We start from the raw sequence: 25,320 nt of genomic DNA, 5'->3' as shown, positions 1-25,320 counted from the left end.
GGTCCCGGCCGCTCCGGTCGCGGTTGTCAGCCCGTCTGCTTCGCCGCCGCCCGGCCCGCCGCGCGGCCCGAGAACAGACAGCCGCCGAGGAAGGTGCCTTCGAGCGCGTTGTAGCCGTGGACCCCGCCGCCGCCGAAGCCGGCCACCTCGCCGGCCGCGTACAGGCCCTCGACCGGCTGTCCGTCGGCGCCCAGGGCGCGCGAGTCGAGGTCGGTCTGTATGCCGCCGAGGGTCTTGCGGGTGAGGACGTGCAGCTTGACCGCGATCAGCGGGCCGGCCTGCGGGTCGAGGATGCGGTGCGGGGTCGCCACGCGGCCGAGGCGGTCGCCGATGTAGCGGCGGGCGTTGCGGATGCCCTGCACCTGGGCGTCCTTGCTGTACGGGTTGTCGATCTGCAGGTCGCGGGCCCGGATCTGGCGGCGCAGGCCGTCCGCGTCGAGCAGGGGCTTGTCGGTCAGGGCGTTCATCTTCTCGACGAGCCGGTCGAGGGTGTCCGCGACGACGAAGTCGGCGCCGTGGTCGAGGAACGCCTGCACGGGGGCGGGGGCTCCCTTGCCGAGGAGCCGGTCGCGCAGGACGGCCCTGCGGTCCTTGGCGGTGATGTCGGGGTTCTGCTCTGAGCCCGAGAGCGCGAACTCCTTCTCGACGATCTTCCGGCTGAGCACGAACCAGGAGTGGTCGTACGCGGCGATGTCCTCGGTGGTGCGCAGGTGCTTGAGCGTGTTGAGGGTGTCGTAGCCCGGCAGGCACGGGTCGGGCAGCCGGCGGCCGAGGGCGTCGAACCACATCGAGGACGGGCCGGGCAGGATGCGGATGCCGTGGCCGGGCCAGATGGAGTCCCAGTTCTGGATGCCCTCGGTGTAGTGCCACATGCGGTCGCGGTTGACCAGCCGGACGCCCGCCTCGGCGCTGATGTCGAGCATGCGGCCGTCGACGTAGGCGGGGACACCGGTGACCATCTCGGTGGGCGGGGTGCCGAGCCGTTCGGGCCAGTAGCGGCGCACCATCTCGTGGTTGGCGCCGATGCCGCCGCTGGTGACGACCACCGCCTGGGCGGTCAGCTCGAACTCGCCCACGACGTCGCGGTTGGAGGCGACACCGCGTGGCGAGTCGTCGGCGGCGAGGAGCGTGCCCCGCACCCCGCGGGCCGTGCCGCCCTCGATGACCAGTTCGTCGACGCGGTGGCGGTGGTGGAAGGTCAGCAGCCCGTCCTTCGCGGCCTGCTCGGCATGGCGGACGAACGGCTCGACCACTCCGGTCCCGGTGCCCCAGGCGACGTGGAAGCGGGGGACGGAGTTGCCGTGCCCGTCGGCGCGCAGATCGCCGCGCTCGGCCCAGCCGACCGTGGGCAGCAGGCTGATCCCGTGCCCGGTCAGCCAGCTCCGCTTCTCCCCCGCCGCCCACTCGACGTAGGCACGCGCCCAGCGCACCGCCCAGGAGTCCTCGTCCTCGGTACGGTCGAAGCGCGCGCTGCCCTGCCAGTCGTTCCAGGCGAGGTCGAGGGAGTCCTTGATGCCGAGCCGGCGCTGCTCCGGGGAGTCCACGAGGAACAGCCCGCCGAAGGACCAGAACGCCTGGCCGCCGAGGTTGGCGGCGTTCTCCTGGTCGACCAGGGCGACCCGCCTGCCCCTGCTGGTGAGTTCGTGCGCCGCGACGAGGCCCGCGAGGCCCGCTCCGACGACGATGACGTCCGCGTCCATGGCGACCGTTGCCTTTCTCATTCGGTAGGGGTGCTGCCGTCGGTCAGCAGCGCGGTGAGCAGTTGTTTGAGCCAGGCGCGGGCACCGTCCACGTCCTTGTCGAGCAGCAGCTGGGTGGTGACGCCGTCGTAGGCGGCGACGACCGCGTGGGCGGCGGCATCGGCGTCGCCGAGGACGGCGGGCAGCGGCGTGTGGCCGCGGGCCCGGGCGAGCCGGTCGGCGATCGCGCGGCGCAGCCTGGCCCGGTGTTCGAGGAGGCTCTGCGCGACGCCCGGGTCACGGGCGGCGTGCACCAGGAAGTCCGTCTTCACCAGCAGCCAGTCGAGGTCGAGGAGGAGCACGTCGGTGACGCGGTCCACGGAGGCCGGCACGTCCAGGTCGGGTCCGTCGCCGGCGAGGGCGTCGGCGACCTGCCGGGCGATCAGCTCGGCGCGCTGGCGGTAGAGCGCGAAGAACAGCTCGTCCAGGGTGGCGAAGTTGGAGTAGAAGGCGCCTCGGCTGTAGCCGGCCGCCTCGCAGACCTCCTCGATGGAGACCCGTCCGAAGCCCTTGGCGGCGAACACGTCGAAGGCGGCGTCGAGCAGGTTGGAACGGGTCCGCACCCGGCGTCTGGTGACCCGCCCGGTCGCTCGTTCGTTCTGTTCCGTCGCCACTGCCGGACCTCCGTTCGATACGCGAATGTATCGGATACACCGATGTATCGAAAGAGCTCGGACAGTCCCGCTCGAAATCGGTCGCATGGAACACACTTTCGATTAGCAGTAGGCTGGCACCATGACCGCGCACCACCTCCAGGGCTCGCTCTTCGACCAGACCGAGGAGCCGCGGCTCGGCCCGCTGACCGGGCTGCGGCGCAGCGCGCTCGGCTCGGGCGCGTGGATCGACGCACTGCCGGGCTGGCTCACCGGGTCGGACACGCTGTTCGAACACCTGGTGACCGAGGTGCCGTGGCGCGCGGAGCGCCGGAAGATGTACGACAACGTCGTCGCCGTACCGCGCCTGCTGGCCTTCTACGCCGCGGACGAGGACCTGCCGCACCCCCTGCTGACGGAAGCCCGCCGGGCGCTGAGCGCGCACTACGCCGAGGAGCTGGGCGAGCCCTTCGTGACGGCCGGCCTGTGCTACTACCGCGACGGCCGGGACAGCGTCGCCTGGCACGGCGACCGCATCGGGCGGGGCGCCCTGGAGGACACGATGGTCGCGATCCTCTCCGTGGGAGCACCGCGCGACCTGCTGCTGCGCCCCGCGCACGGGCACGGCGGCGAGACCGTACGGCGCTCCCTGGGCCACGGCGACCTGATCGTGATGGGCGGCTCCTGCCAGCGCACCTGGGAGCACTGCGTCCCGAAGTCGGCGCGCGCGGCCGGACCGCGCATCAGCGTCCAGTTCCGGCCGCGCGGGGTGCGGTGAGCCGGGGCGGGCCGGGCCGGTGCGGCGAAGACCCCCTGGTGCGGCGGACCGGGGTGACGAGGTTCCTCTTCGGGATGCGCGCCGCCCCGCCGTCGGCATCCCCGTCCTGATCTGCTTTGCTGTGCTCGTCGGACAGGCTTCTCACCACTCGGGACGACGATCATGGGCGTGGACGTACGGCACGTGGCGGACGGCATCCACCTGGTACACGGCTCCCACACCAACTGGGTGATCCTCGGCGAGGGCGACGCGGTCACCCTCGTCGACACCGGCTACCCCGGCGACCGGCGGCAGCTGCTGGACTCCCTGGCGGCGGTGGGCAGTTCGCCGGAGGCGGTCGCGGCCGTACTGATCACGCACGCCCACAACGACCACCTGGGCTCCGCGGAGCATCTGCGCTCGGTGTACGGCACCCCGGTCCTTCTCCACGAGGCCGAAGTCCCGCACGCCCGCCGGGACTTCCTCCAGCAGGTCACCGTCGGGGAGGTGCTGCGGAACGCCTGGCGCCCCGGGGTGCTGCCGTGGACGGTGCACGTGCTGCGCCGCGGCGGCACCGAGCAGCACCCGGTGACCGCGCCCGAGGCGTTCCCGGTCACGGACGCGCCGCTCGACCTGCCCGGCCGGCCGGTTCCCGTGCACACCCCCGGACACACGGTCGGTCACACCGTCTTCCACCTTCCGGACGCCGGGATGGTGATCTCGGGCGACGCCCTGGTGAGCGGGCACCGGACCTCCCGGCTGCGGGGGCCGCAGCTGCTGCCGGACATGTTCCACCACGAGCGTGCCCGCGCGGTGGCCTCGCTGGACGTGCTGGAGACGCTGGACGCCGACGTGCTGCTGCCGGGGCACGGGCCGCTGCACCGGGGGTCCGTCAAGGCGGCCGCCCAGCAGGCCCGCGAACGCGCCGTCTAAGGTCGGGCCATGGCTTTGCAGATCAGCGCCACGAACCCGGAGCATCCGGCACTCCTCCTGGAGCTGCCCTGGCACCTGCCCCTGGAGGAGTGGCCCGAGGAGGTCCTCGTCCCGCTGCCGCGCGGCATCTCCCGTCACGTGGTGCGCTACGCGCGCGCCGGTGACGAGGTGATCGCCGTCAAGGAGCTGGCCGAGCGTCCGGCGCTGCGCGAGTACGAGCTGCTGCGCGACCTGGACCGGATCGGCATCCCCTCCGTGGATCCGCTGGCCGTGGTCACCGGCCGTACCGACGGCTCCGGCGACCCGCTGGAGTCGGTGCTGGTCACCCGGCATCTCGGCGGTTCGATGCCGTACCGGTCGATGTTCGAGACGACGATGCGCCCGGCGACCATGCACCGGCTGATGGACGCCCTCGCCGTGCTGCTGGTGCGGCTGCATCTCGCCGGGTTCGCGTGGGGCGACTGCTCGCTGTCCAACACGCTGTTCCGGCGGGACGCGGGCGCCTACGCCGCCTATCTCGTGGACGCCGAGACCGGCGATCTGCACCCGCAGCTCAGCCCCGGCCAGCGGGAGTACGACCTCGACCTCGCCCGCGTCAACATCAGCGGGGAGCTGCTGGACCTGGAGGCGTCCGGGGCGCTGCACCCCTCGGTGGACCCGATCGAGTTCGGCATGGAGATCTGCGCCCGGTACGGCGCGCTGTGGGAGGAGCTGACCCGCACCTCGGTGTACCCGGCGGGCAAGTACCACTACATCGAGCGCCGGATCCGCCGGCTGAACGACCTCGGCTTCGACGTCGCCGAGATGCAGATCGAGCACTCCTCCAACGGCGACACCGTCACCTTCGTGCCCAAGGTCGTCGACGCCGGCCACCACCAGCGGCAACTGCTGCGGCTGACCGGTCTGGACACCGAGGAGAACCAGGCCCGGCGGCTGCTGAACGACCTGGAGAGCTGGATGGCGACCCAGGACGACTACGCGCCGGGCGACCCCCTCGCCGCGCGGCCCGAGGTGCTGGCGCACCGGTGGGTGCGGGACGTGTTCCGGCCCACCGTGCGCGAAGTACCGCTCGCACTGCGCGGCTCCATGGATCCGGCGGAGATCTACCACGAACTGCTGGAGCACCGCTGGTACCTGTCGGAGCAGGCGCAGCACGACATCGGCCTCGACACGGCGGTCGAGGACTACATCAGGAACATCCTGCCCCGGGCACGGGAGACCCTGGAGCCGACCGTGCCCGAGTGAGCCGGGGCGCCGGGTTCAGTCGTGGGGGACGACGGCGACCGGGCAGTCGGCGTGGTGCAGGACGCCGTGGGCGACGGAACCGATGCGGGCGCCCACGGCGGTGCGGTGGGCCCGCCGGCCGACGACCATCAGCTGGGCCCGGCCGGCCACCGACAGCAGCACCTGCCCCGCGCTGCCGATCTCCACGTGCTCCACGACGTGCACGTCCGGATACCGCTCGCGCCACGGCCGCACGGCGTCGGCGAGGGCCTTGCGCTCGAACGGCTCCAGGCCGCCGGCCTCGTCGAGCAGCCTGAGCGAACCGGGGCTGTAGGCGAACACCGGGGGCAGGGTCCAGGCGCGGACGACACGCACGCTCGCGCCGCGCGCGGCGGCCGTCTCGAAGGCGAACCGCAGCGTGGGGGCGCTGTCCTCGGGCTCGCCCTGCTGGCCGACCACGATCTCGTGCCCGGCCACCTCGGAGGACGCCTTGTCGCCGGCCCGGACGAGGACGACCGGGCGGGTCGCCTCGGCGATCACCTGCTGGCCGACGGAGCCCAGCAGGAACCCGACCACCGGGCCGTGCCCGCGCGAGCCGAGCACCAGCAGCTCTGCGTCCGCCGCCGCGGCGACCAGCGTCTCCACCGGGTGGCCCTCGACGACGTCGGTGGTGACGGACAGCCCCGGGTACCGCCCGGTGGCGGTCGCGACGGCCCGCTCGACGGCGTCCCGCACCCACTCCTGCTGGGCGTCCCGGTCGGCCACCTCGGGCGCCGTGTCCGGCTCGAACCGCCAGGCGTGCACCACCCGCAGCGCCGTGTCCCGCCGTACGGCCTCGCGGGCCGCCCAGGCGAGCGCCGCGAGGCTCTCGTCGGTCCCGTCGACCCCTGCCGTGATCGGGCCCGTCATCACGCTGCCTCCTCGTGTGGTGATCACTCGTTCCCGCACAGTCTTCACTACCTTCACTACGCTGCGGAACATGACCTTGGAATGGGAACAGGTGAACGTGGACGCCCTCGATCCGGTGGCTCTGGGCAGCTGGTGGGCGACGGCGCTCGGCTGGGTGGTGGTCAGCAACGCGCCCGACGAGTACGAGATCCGTCCGGCCGCCGACCGGCTGCCGGGCCTGCTCTTCGCCCCGGTCCCGGAGGGCAAGCAGGGCAAGAACCGGCTCCATCTGGATTTCCGCCCCGACGACCAGCGGGCCGAGGTGCACCGGCTGCTGTCCCTGGGGGCGCGGCACGCGGACGTCGGCCAGGGCGAGCAGCCCTGGGTGGTGCTGGCCGACCCCGAGGGCAACGAGTTCTGTGTGCTGGGCGAGCGGCCGGCGCCTTGACCGCCCGCGCCCCGTTCTGAACCGGGAGCGCACCGCCTCCGGTCATGCCTGCGCGGACCGCCACGATCGAACATACGATGGGCGGAGCCGGCGCGGGGTACGCCGCGTCCGCGAGTCCTGACCGCTCTCGGGGTGGGAGACGTATGGCACAGGCCGCCGAAACAGCGCGGACCGTCATCCTGACCGTGGACGACGACCCGGGGGTCTCCCGTGCCGTCGCCCGTGACCTGCGGCGCCGCTACGGCGCCTCGTACCGGATCGTGCGGGCGGAGTCCGGCGAGTCCGCGCTGGAGGCGCTGCGCGAGCTGAAGCTGCGCGGTGACCTGGTGGCCGTGATCCTGGCCGACTACCGCATGCCGCAGATGAACGGCATCGAGTTCCTCGAACAGGCCCTGGACGTGTATCCGGGCGCCCGCCGGGTGCTGCTGACCGCGTACGCGGACACCAACGCGGCGATCGACGCCATCAACGTCGTGGACCTCGACCACTACCTGCTCAAGCCCTGGGACCCGCCGGAGGAGAAGCTCTACCCGGTCCTGGACGATCTGCTGGAGGCCTGGCGGGCGAGCGACCACCGGCCCGTGCCCGCGACGAAGGTGGTCGGGCACCGCTGGTCGGCCCGCTCCTCGGACGTACGGGAGTTCCTGGCCCGCAACCAGGTGCCCTACCGCTGGTACTCCTCCGACGAGCCGGAGGGACAGCGGCTGCTCGCCGCGGCGGGGGCGGACGGGCAGCGCCTGCCGCTGGTGATCACCCCGGAGGGCCGGCCGCTGGTCGAGCCGGACGCGCCGGAGCTGGCCGCGCACGTGGGTCTGGCGACGACGCCGACGGCCGGCTTCTACGACCTGGTCGTCATCGGCGGCGGTCCGGCGGGGCTGGGCGCGGCGGTGTACGGGGCCTCCGAGGGCCTGCGGACGGTGCTCGTGGAGCGGTCGGCGACCGGCGGGCAGGCCGGGCAGAGCTCGCGCATCGAGAACTACCTGGGCTTCCCGGACGGCGTGTCCGGGGCGCAGCTCACCGACCGGGCGCGCCGGCAGGCGGCGAAGTTCGGCGCCGAGATCCTCACCGCGCGCGAGGTGACCGGGCTGGAGGTCAGCGGATCAGCGCGGGTCGTGCGGTTCTCGGACGGCTCGGCGGTGGCCGCGCACAGCGTGATCCTCGCGACGGGCGTGTCCTACCGGCAGCTGGCGGCACCGGGCTGTGACGACCTGACCGGCTGCGGGGTGTTCTACGGGTCGGCGCTGACCGAGGCGGCGTCCTGCCAGGGGCAGGACGTGTACATCGTGGGAGGGGCCAACTCGGCCGGGCAGGCGGCGATGTACCTGGCGCGGGGCGCCAAGTCGGTGACGCTGCTGGTGCGCGGGGAGTCCCTGGCGGCGTCGATGTCGCACTACCTGATCCAGCAGATCGAGGAGTCGCCCAACATCTTCGTGCGCGGCCGCACGGTCGTGGAGTCCGCGCACGGCGACGGCCATCTGGAGCGGCTGACGCTGCGGGACGTGACGACGGGCGAGACCGAACTCGTCGACGCCCAGTGGATGTTCGTGTTCATCGGCGCGGCCCCGCTGACCGACTGGCTGGACGGCACCGTCCTGCGCGACGAGCGCGGATTCATCCTGGCCGGGCCCGACCTCACGCCGGACGGGCGGCCGCCGGCGGGCTGGGAGCTGGACCGGCCGCCGTACCACCTGGAGACCAGCGTTCCGGGCGTGTTCGTGGCGGGCGACGCGCGCGCCGAGTCCGCGAAGCGGGTCGCGTCCGCCGTAGGAGAGGGAGCCATGGCCGTGATGCTCGTCCACCGGTATCTGGAGCAGTCATGAGCGGGCGTCCGCTGCCGTGCAACCCGGCGGAGATCAGCTCGCTGTTCCTGTTCGAGAAGCTCTCCCCGGAGCAGCTCGGACGGCTGTGCCAGGAGGGGCGGGTGGAGCGGTTCGATCCCGGACCGGTCTACACCGAGGGCGATCCGGCGACCTGCTTCTACGTGATGATCGAGGGCACGGTCGTGCTGTCCCGCCGGGTCGGCGGGGACGACGTGGAGGTCAGCCGCACCTCGCAGCGCGGGGTGTACTCGGGGGCCATGCAGGCGTATCTCGGGGACCGGGTGCCGCAGGTCTACAACAACTCGATGCGGGTGACCGAGCCGACGCGGTTCTTCGTGCTGCCCGCCGAGTCGTTCGCGGCCGTCATGCAGGAGTGGTTCCCGATGGCCGCGCATCTGCTGGAGGGGCTGTTCTTCGGCTCGAAGAACACGCAGCGGGCCATCGGCCAGCGGGAGCGTCTGCTGGCCCTGGGGTCGTTGTCGGCCGGGCTCACGCACGAGCTGAACAACCCGGCGGCGGCGGCCGTCCGGGCCACCGCCACGCTGCGCGAGCGGGTGGCGAAGATGCGGCACAAGCTCGCCGTGATCGCCTCCGGCGCGTACGACCCGGAGGCGCTGACCCGGCTGATCGAGATCCAGGAGCGCACGGCCGAACTGGTCGCCAAGGCACCGGTGCTGAGCCCCCTTGAGGCGTCCGACCGGGAGGACGCGCTCGGCGACTGGCTGGACGACCACGGCATTCCGGAGGGCTGGCGGATCGCGCCGACCTTCGTGCAGGCGGGACTCGACGTGGACTGGCTGGAGCAGGTCGCCGACGCCGTCGACGAGGACACCCTGCCGGGCGCGGTCGGGTGGCTCAACTACACGGTCGAGACAGAGCTGTTGATGGACGAGATCGACGACTCCACCAACCGCATCTCCCACCTCGTCGACGCGGCCAAGCAGTACTCGCAGCTCGACCGCGCGCCGTTCCGGACCGTCGACGTCCACGAACTCCTCGACAGCACCCTGCTGATGCTGTCGGGGAAGATCGGGCAGCGCATCGAGGTCGTCAAGGACTACGACCGGACGCTGCCGGAGGTGCCGGCCTACCCGGCGGAGCTGAACCAGGTGTGGACGAACCTCGTCGACAACGCCGTGTTCGCGATCGACAGCGCGGGCGGGGACGGCACGCTGACCGTGCGCACGGCACGGGAGGGCGACCGGCTGCTGGTGGAGTTCCGCGACACCGGACCCGGTGTCCCGCCGGACATCCGCGGCCGTATCTTCGACCCGTTCTTCACCACCAAGCCGGTGGGCGAGGGCACCGGTCTCGGTCTGGACATCTCCTGGCGGATCGTCGTCAACAAGCACCACGGCAGCCTCCAGGTGGAGTCCGCGCCGGGCGACACCCGTTTCCAGGTCCTGCTGCCGCTGACCGCGCCCGCGCCCCCTTCGGATCCCGGGCCGGAGCCCGAGTCCCAGCCCGCCGAGGAGCCCGCATGACCGACGGCAACGCCATCGACCCGACCGTCCCGCCCAGCGGCACCGGCTGCGTGGAGTGCGAGGAGGCCGGGGGCTGGTGGTTCCATCTGCGGCGCTGCGCCGACTGCGGCCACATCGGCTGCTGCGACTCCTCCCCCGCCCAGCACGCCACCGCCCACTACAGGGCGACCGGGCATCCGATCGTGCGCAGCTTCGAGCCGGGCGAGGAGTGGTTCTGGGACTACTCGACCGACGAACTCTACGAATCGGGGCCGGAGTTGGCGCCGCCGGTCAGCCGTCCCGCGGACCAGCCGGCACCGGGGCCGGCGGGCCGGGTGCCGGCGGACTGGGCACGGGCACTGCACCGCTGAGGCGGCGCCGGGGGCCGCGGGTGGTCGGGCGAGGTGCGTCCTCTCGCGGGGTTTCCGCAGGCATGGGCGCGCGCGCCAGGTCCGCACGCCCCCTGACACCTCCTCACCACCCCGGCAAGGGAGGTGAACGCCTCTCGCGGGCATACAAGCAGCCCATATGCTCACGGAGCTCAGCCGTCGTACCGCAGGCACCAGGAGACCCGTGAACCACCGCACCACCGCAGCCGCTCTGGCGTCCTGCGCGCTCGCCGCCGCCGTCCTCACCGCCTGCGGCTCGGGCGAGCCGGCCGCGAGCGGCCGGGAGCCCGCGGCCGGTGGACAGACCTCGGCCGCCGCGCGTACGACGGCTCCGCCGGCCGGCACGAAGGCGCCGGCGGCCTCCGGCACGGCCTCCGCCTCCGCCGCTCCGGAGCCGGCGAGCGGCACGTCCGCGCGCCCGTCCGCGACGAGCCGGCAGACGAAGAAGGGCGGGGCGGCTCTGCCGCCCCGCCCCGACGCCAACGGCGAGGCCGCCTACGTCCGCGCGCTGACCGCGATCGATCCGGACATCGTGCACGACGAGGAGGACAAGGCCGTCGAGCGCGGCCGGGACCAGTGCGCCACGATCCACGACCACCCCGGTGACCGGGAGAAGCAGATCGGCGCCGCGATGCAGCGCTTCACCTCTCCCGGCCACCCGGACGGCTTCGGCCGCGTCAAGAGCACGCGGATCGTCGACGCCGTCCACACCAACCTCTGCCCCGACTACTGACGGGGCGGGCCGTCGCCGTCAGCGCACGGCGGGCGGCACGTTCGCCGAGGTCACGTTGACGGCGGCCCAGGCCTTGTTCACCGTCTTGAACTCCACGCTGTCCTGGCCGTACAGGTCCCGGGCCGCCTTCAGCGTCGCGACGCGCGCGTCGTGGAAGTCGGTCGAGGAGACCATGTAGCGGGTCAGGGCCCGGTAGAAGATCTTGGTGGCCTTGGCGCGGCCGATGCCCTTCACCGCGGCGCCGTTGTAGGTCGGCGAGTCGTAGGTGACCGTGCCGATCTTCTTGACCCCGCTGCCCTCGGCGAGCAGGTAGTAGGCGTGCGAGGAGACACCCGAGCCGGCGTGGACCTCGGTGTAGTACGTCTCCGGCGACCAGTAGTCGATCGTGCCCTCGAGGACGTCCAGGGACGGCTTGTCGAGGCGGCGCAGGAACTTCTGGTCGAGCCCCAGCTTCTCGCCGATCAGGTAGTTCGGCGGGTTCTTGGGGTTGTTGGCGCTGAACTCGACGTTGGAGCCGAAGATGTCCGCGAGGGACTCGTTCAGCGACCCCGGCTCGCCGTACTGGTTGCCTTCGCCGTCCACGAAGGTCGGCTCGAGACGGGCGGTCGCGTCGACGACGCCGTGGGTGAGCTCGTGCCCGGTGACGTCCAGGACGACGAGGGGCTTCTTGAACATCTGGCCGTCGCCGTCGCCGTACAGCATGCAGTCGCAGGCCGGGTCCCAGAACGCGTTGGCCACCTTGTTGCCGAAGTGGACCATGGCGCGGGCGCCCTTGCCGTTGTTCTCGATGCCCTTGCGGCCGAAGGTCTTCTTGTAGAAGTCCAGCGTCTGGGTGATGCCGTACTGGGCGTCGACGGCGGCGCTGGCGCGGCTGGAGACGGCGCCGTTGCCCCACTTGTTGGTGCTGCTGGTGAACTTCGTGCCGCGCGCGAAGTTCTCCTGCTCCTTGTTCTTCGCGTCCCGCGTCTCGGTGCCCCAGTGGGTGGGGTCCTTCAGCAGGTAGCTGCGCGCCGCGGTGCGGGTGGTGGTGAGCGGCACCTTGCCGACGAAGAGCGAGTTGCCGGTGCCCTTGGCGGTGGTGGGGTACCGCGCGGCGGCCGAGGGCGCCGCGGTGAGGCCCGAGGACAGCGGCGCGGTGCCGGTGGCGGGGTCGAGGGTCTCCCCGCGCTCGCGCAGGGTGTCGACCAGCTTGGGCGACAGGAACTCGTCGCTGTCGGGCGTGTTGCTGCGCACCTTGCCGGTGACGGCGTCGACGACGACCGTGCGGGAGCCGCCGGCCTCGGTGGTGTCGCTGTCGGTCACCCGGACCTGGTAGGCCAGGGCCGAGGCGCCGCCGCGGGCGTCGACCACGAGTTCGGCGCTCTCGGCGTCGCCCTTGGCGACGGCGGCGGCCTTCGCCTCGGCCTGGGCGGCCGTCAGCTTGGCCTTGGCGGTGCCGGGAGCGACCGTGTGGTCGGCGGCGCGGGTCACGCCGGCGTAGGCGAGGCTCCTGGTGAGGTGGACGACGAGGTCGCCACCGAGGACCGGCAGGCCCTGATGGGTCCGCACGAACCGGACGTGACGGCCGCCCTCGGGGTCGATCAGCACGTCCTGCGGCTGCAGTTCGTCGTCCTGGCCGACGCCGGTGGCGGCGGCGTGGGCGAACGCGGCGGCGCGGGCGGCCCGCACCACGGCGGTGCCCTGCGCGTCGGCGGAGGTCGTGGCCCGCGTCTCCCCCGCGGACGGGCCCGCGAAGGCCGTGCCTGCCAGGCCCGTTGCGGCCGTGGTGACGGCGACGGCGACCGCCAGGCTGCGTATGGCTGCTCTACGCAAAGGTGAGGGTTCCTTCGTTCAGGCGGCCGGGATCCCCAACCGCCGTGAGACATGGCGCCGTTGAGCGCCAAGGGGGCTGGTCGGGCCCCGGAGCCCCACCCTTACGGATGAGTCATGTGCATGTAAAGCGGAAATCATCGCTTTACCGGTCCTTCATGGCAATACTTGGCGAAACCGTGACGCAGGGTGGGCGCCGAGCGACCAACTGTGCGTCGTCTGTGGAGATGTGACATGACGGAAGAAGGTTGCCCCGGGTGAATGTGACCGATCTCGCATCGAACGACCGCCGGGCGGCGCGCCGGCCAGGACGGTTCGGCGGTGTCCCGACGGCGCTGTGCGCGGCCGCCGCGCTGGTGTCCCTCCTGCCGGCCTCGGCCCACGCCGCGCCGGCCCGTCCGCTCCCCGCCCCGGCTCTCCCCACCCCGGCACGTCCCGCGCCGGCCGCCGCCGCGCTGCCGCGACCCGACCTGACCGCGCTGCGGGGCGTGCTGCGCACGGCGGTGAACCAGGGCGCGCCCGGAGCGATGGCGCGGCTCGACGACCGGGGCACCGTGCACAAGGCCGCCGCGGGTGTCGCCGACCGGCAGACCCGCCGGGCGCTGAGCAACGCCGACCGCTTCCGCATCGGCAGTGTCACCAAGACGTTCTCCGCCGTCGTACTGCTGCAACTCGTCGACGAGGGGCGGCTGGTGCTCGACGCGCCGGTCAACCGCTATCTGCCGGGGCTGCTGCCCGACGACCGGATCACCGTGCGGCACGTCCTGAGCCACCGCAGCGGCCTGTACGACTACAGCGACGACATGTTCGCCCGGTCCGTCTCCGGCTTCGAGGCGGTCCGGACCAAGGTGTTCACCTACCGTCAGCTGGTGGACCGCTCCCTGCGGCACGCACGCACGACCGCGCCGGGCGGCGCCTACTCCTACTCCAACACCAACTTCGTCGTCGCGGGCCTGCTCATCGAGAAGCTGACGGGGCAGCCCGTGGCCACGGCGTACCGCAAGCGCGTCATCGAGCCGCTGCGGCTGAGCGACACCTTCTACGTGCACCCCGGCACGGCCGTCCCCGGCCGTCACACCCACGGCTACCTCACCCCGGACACCACCGGCGGCGCCCTGGTCGACGCGACCCGGCAGACGGTGTCCTGGGCGCAGAGCGCGGGCGCCCTCATCTCCAGCACGAAGGACCTCGACACGTTCCTGTCGGCACTCCTGCGCGGCAGGCTCATGTCCTCCGGCTCCCTGAAGGAGATGCGGCGCTGGATCCCGGCGGGCGGCACCCAGTCCTACGGCCTCGGGCTGCGGCGCCGCACCTTGTCGTGCGGGGTGTCCGTGTACGGTCACACGGGTGCCGTGCAGGGCTACTACACCTACGCGTTCACCTCCGGCGACGGCCGGCGCAGCCTCGCGGCGCTCGCCAACGCCTCGAACAACGCCCGCCTGCACGCCACGATGCTGCGCACCCTGGAGGCGGCGTTCTGCGGCAAGGACGCGGCCACCCGCGCGGCCGTCGCTCCACAGGACGACGCCGAGCACCCGCGCCGATAAAAGGAGAAATCCCCGGGGGCGTCCGGACGAAAGGGGACGCGCGCCGCTGGAGCGATTTCACCGGTGGCACGGTCCGGCCGTCCGGGAGCCGTTTACCGCTGGTTACACGCCCGGACGCCTCTCGGTAATTCATTTCTTCGCACACACGCTCGGCACCCTTGAATGAAAGACAGGAATCACGCCGGAGTCACGGTTCCTTTGAACGGACCCCCACGCGCCCCCCGTACTCCCGGGAAAGGAGAACACCGGGGGTTCAGCGAAGGATGACGATGGTCAAGGCGCATGACTCCACGCACGAGTTGATCGCCGGCAGGTACCGGCTCCTCGACGTCGTACACCGCGAGACCAACCGGGTCAGCTGGTACGGCGAGGACGTGCAGGGGGCGCGGCCGTGCCTGGTCACCCGGATCGCGCTGCCGCCCGGCCTGGGCGAGGAGGAGGCCGGCCAGGCCGCCGACCGGGTGGTGCGGATGTCGGAGACGATGGCCGCGGTGTGCCCCGGCCGGATCGCCACGGTCGTCGACGCGCTGACGGAAGGGGGTTCCCTGTGGACCGTCACCGAGTGGATCGACGGTCTGCCGCTCGGCCAGCTCATGGACCAGAAGGGCCCCTTCAGCCCGGCCAGGGCGGCCACGATCGGACTCGGGCTGCTCGACGTGCTGGAGGCCGCGCACGGCGAGGGCATCACCCACGGCGAGCTCAGCCCGGGCCAGCTGTTCGTACGGGCACGGGGCCCGCTCGTGGTCACCGGCTTCGGTCTGGCGGGCGCGACGCTCGTGCCGAGGCTGGCGGCCCCGGCGTACGCCTCCCCCGAACAGGCCCGTGACGAGCGGATCGGTCCGGCGGCCGACCTCTGGGCGCTGGGCGCGATCCTCTACACGATGGTCGAGGGGCGGCCGCCGTACCGGGACCGGGACCGGCCCGAGAGCACCCTGCGGAGCGTGGACCGGCTGCCGCTGCGCACCCCGCTGCGGGCGGGCCCGCTCGCCCCGACCGTGCAGGGGCTGCTGCGCAAGGACTCCCGGGAACGGCTGACCCGGACGGCGGTGCGCCAGGCCCTGACCCGGGTGCTGGACGAGGACCCGCACGCCGTCCTGCCGGCCCCCCGGCTGCGGCGCGCCTGCGCCGCGGCCCGGCACATCGGGCCGCAGTGGAGCGGCCGGGCCATGGCCGCCGGGACGGCGCTGGCCGTCGTCACGGTGGCGGTCGCCGCCCTCGCCGTGACCCACCAGCTGCCCGGCGCCGAGGACACGTCGGCCGGCGGACCCCAGGCCCAGCCGTCGGTGTCCGCCACGTCCTCCGGCGAGGACTCCGGTGAGGCGGGCGACAGAGCCACTCCGACGGCCGGCGCGTCCACCGGCGCCCCCTCCGCCGCACCCACGGCGTCACCCGGCGCCACCCCGCCCTCCCGCACGGCCTCCCCCACTCCCTCCCCCACGGCCTCCGTCGACGCCCTCCCGGCCGGATACCGCGTCTACCGCGCGCCCGAGGGCTTCTCGGTCGCCCTGCCCAAGGGGTGGAAGCGGCTGGACACGCGGCAACAGACCGATGTGGCGTACCGGGTCACCTTCGGTGCGGACGGCGATCCGCGGACCCTCGCGGTGACCTACAGCACGCGGGCCGGAACGGACCCGGTGGCCGTCTGGCGCGACGACGTGGAGCCGAGCCTGCGCAAGGAGGCGGGATTCCGGCGGATCGGCGCGATCGAGGCGACCACCTACCAGGGGTACAGGGCCGCCGACATGGAGTGGGTGACGGACCTCGACGGCGAGCAGGTCCGCACCTTCGGGCGGGGCTTCCTGCTCGGCGGGAACCGCAGTTTCTCGCTGCGCTGGACGACGCCCGCCGCCGACTGGGACGAGGCTGCCAACCGGCAGGCACTGGACACGTTCCTGAGGACGTTCCGGCCGGGCTCGGCCGCCTGACCCGGGGCCGGTTTCCTCCCCGGGCCGACGGGGACTCGGGCCCCATGGTGCGAATCGGATACACGATGATGACCGAGCAGGCCGGCCCGCGTGAACTGGTCGGCCATCTGGTGCGCGCGGAGGAGGCGGGCTTCGACTTCTCGGTGACGTCGGACCACTACTTCCCGTGGCTGCGCTCCCAGGGCCACTCGCCGTACGCGTGGAGCGTGCTCGGCGCGGCCGCGCAGGCCACCTCGCGCATTCCGCTGATGACGTACGTGACGTGTCCGACCTTCCGCTACCACCCGGCGGTGGTGGCGCAGAAGGCGGCGACCATGCAACTGCTGTCCGAGGGGCGCTTCCGGCTGGGCCTGGGCTCCGGGGAGAACCTCAACGAGCACGTGGTGGGCGGCGGCTGGCCGTCGGTGGACGTACGGCACGAGATGCTCGAGGAGGCAGTGGAGATCATCCGCGCGCTGTTCGAGGGCGGTCATGTGACACGGCACGGCACCCACTTCGACGTGGACTCGGCGCGGCTGTGGGACCTGCCCGACGAGCCGCCGCCGATCGGGATCGCCGTGTCGGGCGAGCGGTCCTGCGGGATCGCGGGGCGGCTCGCCGACCTCGTGATCGCGACCGAGCCCAAGGCGGGTCTGCTGGAGGCGTTCGACCGGCACGGCGGAACGGGCAAGCCACGGGTCGGGCAGCTCCCCGTCTGCCACGACCCCGACCGCGACACGGCCGTGAAGCGGGCGCACGCGCAGTTCCGCTGGTTCGGCAGCGGCTGGAAGGTGAACTCCGAACTGCCGCACCCCGACTCCTTCGAGTCCGCGACGCAGTTCGTGACACCCGACGACGTGGCCGCCTCGATCCCCTGCGGGAACGACCCGGACGACTTCGTCGAGGCCGTACGCCCGTACGCGGAGGCCGGGTTCACCGAGGTCGCCCTGGTGCAGATCGGCGGGGACACGCAGCCGGCGTATCTGGACTGGTCGGAGAAGACGCTGCTGCCCGCGCTGCGGGATGCCTTCGGCTGACCGTCACCGTCCGGCAAACCAGGGTCAACGGGTGCATATAGGCTGCCGGTCGGCACCTGCCCACGCCCGCAGCCTCCCGAGGAGACCCTCCGTGACCCTGGCGATCGACCTGCCCGAGACGTCCGCCGAGGACGGCCCCGCGCCGCTGTCCGACCTCGTGACGCGTGACGCGCGGGAGTTCGGAGTCTACGCGCGCACCGGCGGGTGGGCCTTCGGACTGAGGGTGGCGCGCAGTGTCCGGCCGGGCGGGCAGGGCGCGGACGAGACCCCGAAGGTGTCCGCGCGGGAGTTCGCGGAGCTGGCGGGCTGCTCGCCGGAGCGCGTGATGCGCTACTACAAGGCCTGGGACCGCGCCGCCGACGACGGTCTCGTCCCGCACTTCGAGGAGCTGGCGCCGGGCCAGGAGGTCGAGCTGCCGGACGCCGACGTCTGGCCGGCGTACTACGCCTCCCGGTCCAGCGCCGCCTCCGAGCGCGGTACGGCGATCGCCGAGGCCGCCGAGGCGGAGGGCATCCGGCCGACGAAGGCGCTGGAGGTCGCCGAGAACCCGACGGCCCTGCGCGCCGCGATCCTCGCCGACCCCTCCACCGCCCGCGCGGCCCGCGCCGCTCTTCTGGACCGCCTCAAGGAGGACCCGGAGCTCCAGGCCGAGCTGGCGCGGGACGTCGTGCGCACCGACGACCTGAAGAAGGCCGTGGCGACCGAGAGCCGCTCGGCGGACCGCATCGGCTATGTCCGCCAGATCGCCGAGTCGGGGCAGGTCAAGACCCCGGCCGGACAGATCGTCGACGCGCCCGCCGCGCTGCGCCGGGAGGCCGAGCGGCACCTGTCGCTGATCGACGAGCTGGACGAGGGCGAGGACGCCGGCGAGTGGGCGGCCGAGGCCTACGACACGATGCGGACCCTCGTGGTGGAGACCGTGGAGGCCGATCCCGAACTGCGGGTCCAGGAGCGGCGCACCAGGTTCTACAGCGGCCTGCAGCGCGCGACGAAGGTCTTCGAGGAGCTGACCTTCGACGACGCCCAGGAGTTCTACGAGGACGACATGGTGCGGCAGTTGGAGGAACTCCAGCAGGCGCTCGGCTCCTGCATCGCGGCCCTGCGCGGAGCGCGCGGACACACAGCCGGAGCTGAGTAGCCGTACTCATGCCGCCGCCGGACACCCGGCCCGACGATGGGGGCTCCAAGACGTTCATCCTTCAAGGAGCGCCCCGATGTCCGCTGTACGTCCCGCACCGCGCAGTTCCCTGCCCGCCGTGTGCGCCGGGCTGGTGGTCGCGGGCCTGGCCCTGTCGGCCTGGCACGCCTACGACCCCACCACCTGGCTCCTGGAGACGGTGTGGGCGCTGGTCGGTCTGCCGGTGATCGTGCTGACCTGGCGGCGGTTCCCCCTCACCGGTCTGCTGTGCTGTCTGCTCGCGTGCCATGCGCTGGTCCTCGCCCTGGGCGGCCACTACACGTACGCGCGTGTGCCGCTCGGCGACTGGGCGCGGGACGCGTTCGGCCTGGAGCGCAATCCGTACGACCGGTTCGGCCACCTCATGCAGGGGTTCGTACCGGCGATCCTGGTACGGGAGCTGCTCAGCCGTACGTCGCCGCTGCGCGGCAGCCGCTGGCTGGCGCCGCTGACCGTGTGCGCCTGCCTGGCGTTCAGCGCCGTCTTCGAGATGTTCGAATGGGCGGCGGCGGTGATCGGCGGGCAGGCCGCGGACGCGTTCCTCGCCACCCAGGGCGATGTGTGGGACACGCAGTGGGACATGTTCTGCGCGCTGATCGGCGCCACGGTCTCGGTGCTGCTGCTCGCGCGGCTGCACGACCGTCAGCTCAGCGCGCTCGCTCCGAGCGCGACGTATGACGGCGGCGCGTCCACAGCGGTATTCCGAACCAGCACAGCGCGTACCACATGAACACGGCCGCGACGAGCCAGGGCACGAAGGCGTCGTGGGTGGCCACGCGCAGGATCAGCAGCAGCGCGGCCGTCATGGTGGCGAGCAGCAGGATCAGGCCGACGAAGGTCAGCCGGGACGCCCACCGCACGGCCTGCGGCTTGACCTGCCGCCCGGCGACGATGCGGTGCAGGGAGACGGGCCCGATGAGGGCACCGGTCGCGCAGGCGCCGAGCACCACGGTCACGATGTAGATGTTCTTGTCGATCTGCTGCAGGTCCGCGTAGCGCGGGGTGAACACGACGGTCAGCAGGAAACCGAAGAGGATCTGCACACCGGTCTGGGCGACGCGGACCTCCTGGATCAGCTCGCCCCACATCCGGTCCGCTCTCTCCTCCTCGGTCTCGTCGCGCCCTCTGCGCCGCTCGGTCCCCGCCGTGTCCGACACGTGTCCTCCCGGTTCGTGACTGGTCCGTCTCTCCCCGCGAGTACCCCGAGAACGGCGATCTTCTCCGATCGGCTCCCGTGGCCCGCTACCAGCGGCTCTCGACCTGTTCCCTGATCCTCCGGTCGTAGAGGTCGCGGACCGCCGCGAGGGTCTCCCCGGAGAGTTCGGGCAGCCTGGCGGCCTCCGCGTTGGCACGGGCCTGCTCGGGCGAGCGGGCCCCCGGGATCACCGTGGTCACCCCGGGCTGCTGGACGATCCAGCGCAGGGCGAGCTGGGCCGGGGTGTACCCCTCGGGGGCGAGGGCGGCGAACTCGGCGGCGGCCTCGACGCCGGTGGCGTAGTCGACGCCGGAGAAGGTCTCGCCCTGGTCGAAGGCCTCGCCGTGCCGGTTGTAGGTGCGGTGGTCGTTCTCCGGGAAGACGGTGTCCTTGGTGTACTTGCCGGACAGCAGGCCGGAGGCGAGCGGGACGCGGGCGATGATGCCGACGCCGGCCTCCCGGGCCGCCGGGAGCACGTCGAGCAGGGGCTTCATACGGAAGGGGTTGAGGATGATCTGCACGCCGGCCACTCCGGGCCGGGCGATGGCGGTGAGCGCCTCGGCGCAGGTCTCCACGCTGACCCCGTAGTGGGCGATCCGCTCCTCCTCGACGAGGGTGTCGAGGGCGTCGAAGACCTCGTCGCTGGAGTAGACGGCGGTGGGCGGGCAGTGCAGCTGCACCAGGTCGATGCGGTCGACGCCGAGGTTGCGGCGGGAGCGGTCGTTCCAGGCGCGGAAGTTGTCCAGGACGTAGTTCTCGGGGATCTGCTCGACGCGGCGGCCCATCTTGGTGGCGACCAGCACGTGCAGATCGGGACGGCTGCTCAGGAAGGTGGCGATGGTCTGCTCGCTGCGTCCGTCGCCGTAGACGTCGGCGGTGTCGAAGAAGGTCACCCCCGACTCGGCCGCCGCCTCCAGGACCGTGAGGGCCTGCTTGTCGTCCACGTCGCCCCAGTCGGCGCCCAGTTGCCAGGTGCCGAGACCGATGACGGATGCGTGCTGACCGGACCTGCCGAATTCGCGCTCTTCCATGGCGTCAGTCTGTCATCCGTCGTGGCCGGGCGCGGAACCGGCGGCTCCGTCCCGCCTGCGCCCCGGCACGGTGATCACGGCCCCCATCGAGGATGCGTTCAACGGAGCGGTTCCCGCTGCCGGCCTGCGACGGGACGCCCGCCCTCACCCGGGCGGGGCGCTACTTGCGGGAGGCCAGGGCCCTCGTGTGCGCGCTCCGGGCGATCTTCGGCCCGAGCCAGCGCTTGAACCGGCGCAGGGCCTCCAGCTGTCCGGCCGCCCGGTCGAGGCGGTAGTACAGCTGGGGCGGGACGTACGGCAGCAGGGGCGAGTGCCGCTGGCCGAGCAGGGCGAACATCCGCTCCGGGGGCAGGTGGATGTACCGGGTGAGGTTCTCGTACCACTGGGCGCTGTAGCGGGCGGCGCTCTGCGGGGAGAGCAGGGCGGACCGGCGTTCCCGTTCGTAGCGGGCGAGGGCCCGTGGGAGGCCGTCGTTCTCCCGCAGCGCGTCGGCCAGGGCGATGGCGTCCTCCAGGGCGAGGGTGGTGCCCGCGCCGATGGAGTAGTGGGTGGTGTGGGCGGCGTCGCCGAGGAGGACCAGGTTGCCGCGGTGCCAGGTGCGGTTGGTGAGGGTGCGGAAGGTGAGCCACTGGGAGCTGCCGTCGGCGGCGGACCGGCCGATCAGGGGGTGGCCGTCGAGGATGTGCGCGAACAGCTTCTCCAGACGGGCGAGCGCGTCGGCCTCGCTCGCCCGGTCGAGGCCGAGTCCGGCGCGGGTCTCGGGGGCGCACTCGATGACGCAGGTGCTCTGTACGGGGCTGAAGGGGTAGCCGTAGCACCAGATCCAGCCGTGCTCGGTCTCCACGAAGGCGAAGGTGAAGGAGTCGAAGACCTTGGTGGTGCCGAGCCAGACGTAGGAGTTGCGGCCGGGGGTGAGCTCCGCGCCGAAGTGGTCGGCGTGGTGGGTGCGCAGGGCGCTGTGGACGCCGTCGCCGGCCACGAGCAGGTCGGCGTCCGGCGGGTCCTCGGCGGTGATCTCGTGGTCGAACTCCAGGCGGACGCCGAGTGCGCGGGCGCGGGCGGCGAGGATCTCCAGAAGCTTGTGACGGCCGATGCCGTGGCCCTCGTCGCCGGGCTGACGGGTCGACAGGTCCCCCACATGGGCGACGCCCTGGTTCCACACGACGGAGTGTTCCTCGATCGCGCGGGCCGACTCGGGGTCGTGGACACGGAGTTTGTCGAGGAGTCCCTGCCAGTAGGTGACGCCCCAGCCGTAGGTCGAGCCCTCCGGGTCGCGCTCGAAGACGGTGACGTCGTGGGACGGGTCCTGCCGCTTGAGCAGGATCGAGAGATACAGGCCGGCGGGCCCGCCGCCGACACAGGCGACCTTCACGCATTACCCCTAGGAATGACCGGACGTGAGCAAGGGACGACGCAGGGTAGCAGCGCACGGAGCCCCGTCCCGGACACCCCATCCCCTCGATTCCGCCACTTTCCGCACGTGAGCCACACCACGGGCGCGCCTTCTCCGGGCGAAAGATCACCGGAAGGGGGGCCTCCACGGAAAGGAATTGCCCCTTCCGCCTCCTCGGGAGCCCGAAAGCGCCAAGATCATCTCGGTTAAAGATTGCACTACATGTGCGGGATTGTCCGGATCGCAGCCAACCGGTCCCGAAGGATTTCTCCCGCGCTCGGAGCGCTCGATAGGCATGCGGGGTCGTCCACCGAACCCACCCCAGGAGATGCCGCATGCCCGAGCTCAGCCGTCGCCGCGCGCTCACGGCCGCCACCGCCCTCGCCGGCGCCACGATGATCACCGCCGCCGCCACCGCCACCGCCGCCCGGGCGAGCGACCACGACCACGGCACCGGCTCCCCCGAATCCTTCGACGAGGTCTACAAGGGCCGCCGGATACAGGGCCGGCCGTCCTCCGGGGGCGGCCATCACCACGGCGGCGGCTACGCCGTGTACGTGGACGGCGTCGAGCTGCACGTGATGCGCAACGCCGACGGCAGCTGGATCAGCGTGGTCAGCCACTACGACCCGGTGCCCACCCCGAGGGCCGCCGCCCGTGCCGCGGTCGACGAACTACAGGGCGCCCGGCTGCTGCCCTTCCCCGCCCCCTCCGCCCACTGACCCGCCCGCACGCACCTCGGGAGCATCCGCACATGACCGTCCGCAAGAACCAGGCGTCCCTCAGCGCGGAGGAGAAGCGGCGCTTCGTAGCCGCCGTCCTCGAACTCAAGCGCAGCGGCCGCTACGACACCTTCGTCACCACGCACAACGCCTTCATCGTCGGGGACACCGACAACGGCGAGCGGACGGGCCACCGCTCGCCGTCCTTCCTGCCCTGGCACCGCAGGTTCCTGCTGGAGTTCGAGCGGGCGCTGCAGTCGGTGGACGCGTCGGTGGCGCTGCCGTACTGGGACTGGACCACCGACCGTTCGCCGCGCTCCTCGCTGTGGGCACCGGACTTCCTGGGCGGCACCGGACGCAGCCGGGACGGACAGGTGACGGACGGTCCGTTCGCCGCACCGGCCGGGAAGTGGCCGATCAACGTCCGGGTGGACGGCCGCACCTTCCTGCGGCGGTCCCTCGGCACCGGCGTGCGTGAGCTGCCGACCCGGGCCGAGGTCGACTCGGTGCTGGCGATGGCCACGTACGACACCGCGCCCTGGAACAGCGCCTCCGACGGCTTCCGCAACCATCTGGAAGGGTGGCGCGGGGTCAATCTGCACAACCGGGTGCATGTGTGGGTCGGCGGGCAGATGGCCACCGGGGTCTCCCCCAACGATCCGGTGTTCTGGCTGCACCACGCCTACATCGACAAGCTGTGGGCCGAGTGGCAGCGCCGGCACCCGGGGTCCTCGTACGTCCCCGCGGCCGGGACGCCGAACGTCGTCGATCTGAACGAGACGATGAAGCCCTGGAACGACACGACCCCGGCGGCGCTGCTCGACCACACCGCTCACTACACGTTCGACACGGACTGACCGGCGAAGCGGTTCGACCCGCCCGTCCGGCGCGGCGGTCACCCGGCGGCGGCCGTCCGGCACTCCGGGTGACCCCAGCCCTGGTCGTTCTTGGCGATCGGCTCCCCCGCGGCATACGTCCGCCCGCACACGCAGCGGCCGGGGAACTTGGCCTTGATGGTGCGGGACGAGGAACCGCCGCTCCGCCGGGCGGACTTCGCCGCGCCGGAGCGCGCCGGATTCGACGAGGTCCTGCTCTTCGGGGTGTCCGGCGAGGGCGGCGGCTCCGGGGAGCCCAGTTCGCTGCCCGCCGCCTCCTGGACGCTCGCCGCCTGGCTGGCGGCGCGGTCGGCGAAGTCGTTGAGCCGGTCGCCGTCGACCTGGTGGGCGGGGACGTAGCGGAACTCGACGGAGCGTCCGTCGAGCAGTTCGTCGATCCGCACGACGAGTTCCTGGTTGGCGACCGGCTTGCCGGCGGCGGTCTTCCAGCCGTTGCGCTTCCAGCCGGGCAGCCAGGTGGTGACGGCCTTCATCGCGTACTGCGAGTCCATCCGGACCTCGAGCGGCACGGCCGGGTCGGTCGAGGCCAGCAGGCGCTCCAGCGCGGTGAGTTCGGCGACGTTGTTGGTGGCCCTGCCGAGCGCTCCCGCCTCCCAGCGGGCCGGCGCCTCCGCGTCGTCGGCCACCACCCATGCCCAGCCCGCCGGCCCCGGGTTCCCCTTCGAAGCCCCGTCGCAGGCGGCCACCACACGTTCACGCATGAGCACGATCATGCCATGGCCGGGCGGGGGTCCGGTCAGACCGGCCTGGTCTCGGGAAGCTCACCCTTCGTGTTCGCGAGGTCGATGACCGAGAAGTTCGCCCCCTGCGGGTCGCTGAGCGCCGCGAACCGGCCGTAGGGGCTGTCCATCGGCCCGAACCGCAGGATCCCGCCGAGCTTGGTCGCCTTCGCCACGGCGTCGTCGCAGTCCTCGACGACGAAGTAGACGTTGATGTACGAGGGCACCTCGGGCGGGAACTCCTCCGTCATCCTCATCCTGCCGAGGACCGTGGTGTCGCCCACGTTGAACATGCGGAAGTCGATGTTGTCGTCCTCCATCTGCCGCGCGGTGTACGGGAAGACGGAGGAGAAGAACGTGTCCGCCCGCTCGGGCTCACGCGTGAAGACCTCGGCCCAGCCGTAGGCCCCGGGGACGGCCTGCGCCTCGAAGCCCTCGTGGGTGCCCGCCTGCCAGACGCCGAACACCGCGCCGCTGGGCTCCCGCGCCAGGCACATCGTGCCGAACTCGCCGACCTGCGTCGGCTCCATCAGCACCTCGCCGTGGTGCGCCCGGATCTTCGCCGCGGTCGCGGCGGCGTCCGGGGAGGCGAAGTACAGGCACCACTGGGAGTGGCCCTCCTGCCCGGGCATCGGCGGGACGACCGCGGCGACCGCCTTTCCGTCGGCGTAGGCCTGCGTGTAGTTGCCGTACTCCGACCGCGACTCACCGAACGTCCAGCCGAGGACGTCGCCGTAGAAGTTCTTGGCGCCCTCGACGTCGCTGAACATCGCGTCGGCCCAGCACGGGGTTCCCTCTGGTTGCACGGCCATGACGGCGGCCCTTCCGGTGAGACGACTTGTCCGGTTCCTCACGCTAGTCACCCGCCCGTCGGCTCGCGCGCCGAACGCGTCCCTCCGCCCC

General features: G+C 72.3%; 24 protein-coding genes. 15 read left to right on the top strand and 9 right to left on the bottom strand.

Annotation, left to right across the window (positions count from 1 at the left end):
* Positions 1–26: 26 nt before the first annotated feature.
* Together ACFY2L_RS36625 and ACFY2L_RS36620 are read right to left on the bottom strand one after the other, a co-directional pair.
* Positions 27–1,700, bottom strand: coding sequence for an FAD-binding dehydrogenase (locus ACFY2L_RS36625; protein WP_390824513.1), 1,674 nt, complete (start codon positions 1,698–1,700; stop codon positions 27–29).
* A 17-nt stretch (positions 1,701–1,717) separates the two neighbouring features.
* Complete coding sequence (locus tag ACFY2L_RS36620) at positions 1,718–2,353, bottom strand: TetR/AcrR family transcriptional regulator (RefSeq protein ID WP_390657839.1); 636 nt, start codon at positions 2,351–2,353, stop codon at positions 1,718–1,720.
* A gap of 121 nt (positions 2,354–2,474) precedes the next feature.
* On the opposite strand from ACFY2L_RS36620, the gene ACFY2L_RS36615 reads away from it, so the two are divergent.
* The 3 genes from ACFY2L_RS36615 to ACFY2L_RS36605 all read left to right on the top strand — a co-directional run bounded on the left by ACFY2L_RS36615 (position 2,475) and on the right by ACFY2L_RS36605 (position 5,267).
* Positions 2,475–3,110: an alpha-ketoglutarate-dependent dioxygenase AlkB gene (locus ACFY2L_RS36615; protein WP_390824492.1), complete on the top strand. Its 636-nt coding sequence runs from the start codon at positions 2,475–2,477 to the stop codon at positions 3,108–3,110.
* Between the two features lie 162 nt (positions 3,111–3,272).
* Complete coding sequence (locus ACFY2L_RS36610) at positions 3,273–4,022, top strand: MBL fold metallo-hydrolase (protein WP_390824491.1); 750 nt, start codon at positions 3,273–3,275, stop codon at positions 4,020–4,022.
* A gap of 9 nt (positions 4,023–4,031) precedes the next feature.
* Complete coding sequence (locus tag ACFY2L_RS36605) at positions 4,032–5,267, top strand: DUF4032 domain-containing protein (RefSeq protein WP_390657836.1); 1,236 nt, start codon at positions 4,032–4,034, stop codon at positions 5,265–5,267.
* A 15-nt stretch (positions 5,268–5,282) separates the two neighbouring features.
* Here the strand turns inward: ACFY2L_RS36605 and ACFY2L_RS36600 are convergent, their stop codons facing one another.
* The gene (locus tag ACFY2L_RS36600) at positions 5,283–6,155 is read right to left on the bottom strand and encodes a universal stress protein (RefSeq protein WP_390657835.1); all 873 of its coding nucleotides are present in this window, start codon (positions 6,153–6,155) and stop codon (positions 5,283–5,285) included.
* 70 nt (positions 6,156–6,225) lie between these two features.
* Here ACFY2L_RS36600 and ACFY2L_RS36595 point away from each other — a divergent pair, with 70 nt between their 5' ends.
* The 5 genes from ACFY2L_RS36595 (at position 6,226) to ACFY2L_RS36575 (ending at position 10,987) form a co-directional block, all read left to right on the top strand.
* A complete protein-coding gene (locus tag ACFY2L_RS36595) occupies positions 6,226–6,582 on the top strand; it encodes a VOC family protein (protein WP_390824490.1) in 357 nt (118 codons plus the stop codon).
* Between the two features lie 143 nt (positions 6,583–6,725).
* On the top strand, positions 6,726–8,402 hold the full coding sequence (locus ACFY2L_RS36590; protein WP_390657833.1) for an FAD-dependent oxidoreductase: 1,677 nt from the start codon (positions 6,726–6,728) through the stop codon (positions 8,400–8,402).
* A complete protein-coding gene (locus ACFY2L_RS36585; RefSeq protein WP_390657832.1) occupies positions 8,399–9,886 on the top strand; it encodes an ATP-binding protein in 1,488 nt (495 codons plus the stop codon). The genes ACFY2L_RS36590 and ACFY2L_RS36585 overlap by 4 nt, the downstream gene beginning before the upstream one ends.
* Positions 9,883–10,236, top strand: coding sequence for a UBP-type zinc finger domain-containing protein (locus tag ACFY2L_RS36580; RefSeq protein WP_390657831.1), 354 nt, complete (start codon positions 9,883–9,885; stop codon positions 10,234–10,236). Before ACFY2L_RS36585 ends, ACFY2L_RS36580 begins: the two co-directional genes overlap by 4 nt.
* Positions 10,237–10,438: 202 nt before the next feature.
* Positions 10,439–10,987 (top strand): hypothetical protein, encoded by a 549-nt coding sequence (locus ACFY2L_RS36575; protein ID WP_390824489.1) that lies wholly within the window; start codon positions 10,439–10,441, stop codon positions 10,985–10,987.
* 18 nt (positions 10,988–11,005) lie between these two features.
* On the opposite strand, the gene ACFY2L_RS36570 is transcribed toward ACFY2L_RS36575, so the two are convergent.
* A complete protein-coding gene (locus ACFY2L_RS36570) occupies positions 11,006–12,799 on the bottom strand; it encodes a M4 family metallopeptidase (RefSeq protein ID WP_390824488.1) in 1,794 nt (597 codons plus the stop codon).
* A 350-nt stretch (positions 12,800–13,149) separates the two neighbouring features.
* Between ACFY2L_RS36570 and ACFY2L_RS36565 the strand changes: the two genes are divergently transcribed.
* The 5 genes from ACFY2L_RS36565 to ACFY2L_RS36545 all read left to right on the top strand — a co-directional run bounded on the left by ACFY2L_RS36565 (position 13,150) and on the right by ACFY2L_RS36545 (position 19,191).
* Positions 13,150–14,343: a serine hydrolase domain-containing protein gene (locus ACFY2L_RS36565; RefSeq protein ID WP_390824512.1), complete on the top strand. Its 1,194-nt coding sequence runs from the start codon at positions 13,150–13,152 to the stop codon at positions 14,341–14,343.
* Between the two features lie 263 nt (positions 14,344–14,606).
* Entirely contained in the window at positions 14,607–16,268 is a 1,662-nt protein-coding gene (locus tag ACFY2L_RS36560) for a serine/threonine protein kinase (RefSeq protein WP_390657828.1), read from the top strand.
* Positions 16,269–16,312: 44 nt separating this feature from the next.
* Complete coding sequence (locus ACFY2L_RS36555; protein ID WP_390657827.1) at positions 16,313–17,284, top strand: LLM class F420-dependent oxidoreductase; 972 nt, start codon at positions 16,313–16,315, stop codon at positions 17,282–17,284.
* 91 nt (positions 17,285–17,375) lie between these two features.
* On the top strand, positions 17,376–18,422 hold the full coding sequence (locus tag ACFY2L_RS36550; RefSeq protein ID WP_390657826.1) for a hypothetical protein: 1,047 nt from the start codon (positions 17,376–17,378) through the stop codon (positions 18,420–18,422).
* 76 nt (positions 18,423–18,498) lie between these two features.
* A complete protein-coding gene (locus tag ACFY2L_RS36545; protein WP_390657825.1) occupies positions 18,499–19,191 on the top strand; it encodes a DUF2238 domain-containing protein in 693 nt (230 codons plus the stop codon).
* Here the strand turns inward: ACFY2L_RS36545 and ACFY2L_RS36540 are convergent.
* From ACFY2L_RS36540 to ACFY2L_RS36530, 3 genes are all read right to left on the bottom strand, one after another.
* Positions 19,109–19,549: a DUF6328 family protein gene (locus ACFY2L_RS36540; protein ID WP_390657905.1), complete on the bottom strand. Its 441-nt coding sequence runs from the start codon at positions 19,547–19,549 to the stop codon at positions 19,109–19,111. The genes ACFY2L_RS36545 and ACFY2L_RS36540 overlap by 83 nt on opposite strands.
* A gap of 154 nt (positions 19,550–19,703) precedes the next feature.
* Complete coding sequence (locus tag ACFY2L_RS36535; protein WP_390657824.1) at positions 19,704–20,687, bottom strand: aldo/keto reductase; 984 nt, start codon at positions 20,685–20,687, stop codon at positions 19,704–19,706.
* A gap of 160 nt (positions 20,688–20,847) precedes the next feature.
* Positions 20,848–22,059, bottom strand: a complete 1,212-nt coding sequence (locus ACFY2L_RS36530) for an FAD-dependent monooxygenase (RefSeq protein ID WP_390657823.1) — start codon at positions 22,057–22,059, stop codon at positions 20,848–20,850.
* Positions 22,060–22,415: 356 nt separating this feature from the next.
* Between ACFY2L_RS36530 and ACFY2L_RS36525 the strand changes: the two genes are divergently transcribed.
* Together ACFY2L_RS36525 and ACFY2L_RS36520 are read left to right on the top strand one after the other, a co-directional pair.
* Entirely contained in the window at positions 22,416–22,802 is a 387-nt protein-coding gene (locus tag ACFY2L_RS36525; protein ID WP_390657822.1) for a tyrosinase cofactor, read from the top strand.
* A 32-nt stretch (positions 22,803–22,834) separates the two neighbouring features.
* On the top strand, positions 22,835–23,659 hold the full coding sequence (locus ACFY2L_RS36520; protein WP_390657821.1) for a tyrosinase family protein: 825 nt from the start codon (positions 22,835–22,837) through the stop codon (positions 23,657–23,659).
* Positions 23,660–23,697: 38 nt separating this feature from the next.
* On the opposite strand, the gene ACFY2L_RS36515 is transcribed toward ACFY2L_RS36520, so the two are convergent.
* Positions 23,698–24,411: a ribonuclease H gene (locus tag ACFY2L_RS36515; RefSeq protein ID WP_390657820.1), complete on the bottom strand. Its 714-nt coding sequence runs from the start codon at positions 24,409–24,411 to the stop codon at positions 23,698–23,700.
* 23 nt (positions 24,412–24,434) lie between these two features.
* Positions 24,435–25,229: a VOC family protein gene (locus tag ACFY2L_RS36510; RefSeq protein WP_390824487.1), complete on the bottom strand. Its 795-nt coding sequence runs from the start codon at positions 25,227–25,229 to the stop codon at positions 24,435–24,437.
* Positions 25,230–25,320 lie beyond the last annotated feature (91 nt).

Origin of the sequence: Streptomyces sp. NPDC001381 (assembly GCF_042895685.1) — a bacterium.
Lineage (GTDB): Bacteria > Actinomycetota > Actinomycetes > Streptomycetales > Streptomycetaceae > Streptomyces.
Note: the sequence above shows the minus strand (reverse complement) of the source record. Positions and strands in the feature narration are given on the sequence as shown.

Coding starts and splice junctions, on each gene's coding strand:
- ACFY2L_RS36545 (WP_390657825.1), top strand. CDS start 18,499: ATGTCCGCTGTACGTCCCGCACCGCGCAGTTCCCTGCCCGCCGTGTGC.
- ACFY2L_RS36560 (WP_390657828.1), top strand. CDS start 14,607: ATGACGATGGTCAAGGCGCATGACTCCACGCACGAGTTGATCGCCGGC.
- ACFY2L_RS36610 (WP_390824491.1), top strand. CDS start 3,273: ATGGGCGTGGACGTACGGCACGTGGCGGACGGCATCCACCTGGTACAC.
- ACFY2L_RS36555 (WP_390657827.1), top strand. CDS start 16,313: ATGGTGCGAATCGGATACACGATGATGACCGAGCAGGCCGGCCCGCGT.
- ACFY2L_RS36600 (WP_390657835.1), bottom strand. CDS start 6,155: ATGACGGGCCCGATCACGGCAGGGGTCGACGGGACCGACGAGAGCCTC.
- ACFY2L_RS36535 (WP_390657824.1), bottom strand. CDS start 20,687: ATGGAAGAGCGCGAATTCGGCAGGTCCGGTCAGCACGCATCCGTCATC.
- ACFY2L_RS36585 (WP_390657832.1), top strand. CDS start 8,399: ATGAGCGGGCGTCCGCTGCCGTGCAACCCGGCGGAGATCAGCTCGCTG.
- ACFY2L_RS36515 (WP_390657820.1), bottom strand. CDS start 24,411: ATGATCGTGCTCATGCGTGAACGTGTGGTGGCCGCCTGCGACGGGGCT.
- ACFY2L_RS36540 (WP_390657905.1), bottom strand. CDS start 19,549: ATGTGGGGCGAGCTGATCCAGGAGGTCCGCGTCGCCCAGACCGGTGTG.
- ACFY2L_RS36525 (WP_390657822.1), top strand. CDS start 22,416: ATGCCCGAGCTCAGCCGTCGCCGCGCGCTCACGGCCGCCACCGCCCTC.
- ACFY2L_RS36625 (WP_390824513.1), bottom strand. CDS start 1,700: ATGGACGCGGACGTCATCGTCGTCGGAGCGGGCCTCGCGGGCCTCGTC.
- ACFY2L_RS36510 (WP_390824487.1), bottom strand. CDS start 25,229: ATGGCCGTGCAACCAGAGGGAACCCCGTGCTGGGCCGACGCGATGTTC.
- ACFY2L_RS36580 (WP_390657831.1), top strand. CDS start 9,883: ATGACCGACGGCAACGCCATCGACCCGACCGTCCCGCCCAGCGGCACC.
- ACFY2L_RS36590 (WP_390657833.1), top strand. CDS start 6,726: ATGGCACAGGCCGCCGAAACAGCGCGGACCGTCATCCTGACCGTGGAC.
- ACFY2L_RS36595 (WP_390824490.1), top strand. CDS start 6,226: ATGACCTTGGAATGGGAACAGGTGAACGTGGACGCCCTCGATCCGGTG.
- ACFY2L_RS36615 (WP_390824492.1), top strand. CDS start 2,475: ATGACCGCGCACCACCTCCAGGGCTCGCTCTTCGACCAGACCGAGGAG.
- ACFY2L_RS36605 (WP_390657836.1), top strand. CDS start 4,032: ATGGCTTTGCAGATCAGCGCCACGAACCCGGAGCATCCGGCACTCCTC.
- ACFY2L_RS36520 (WP_390657821.1), top strand. CDS start 22,835: ATGACCGTCCGCAAGAACCAGGCGTCCCTCAGCGCGGAGGAGAAGCGG.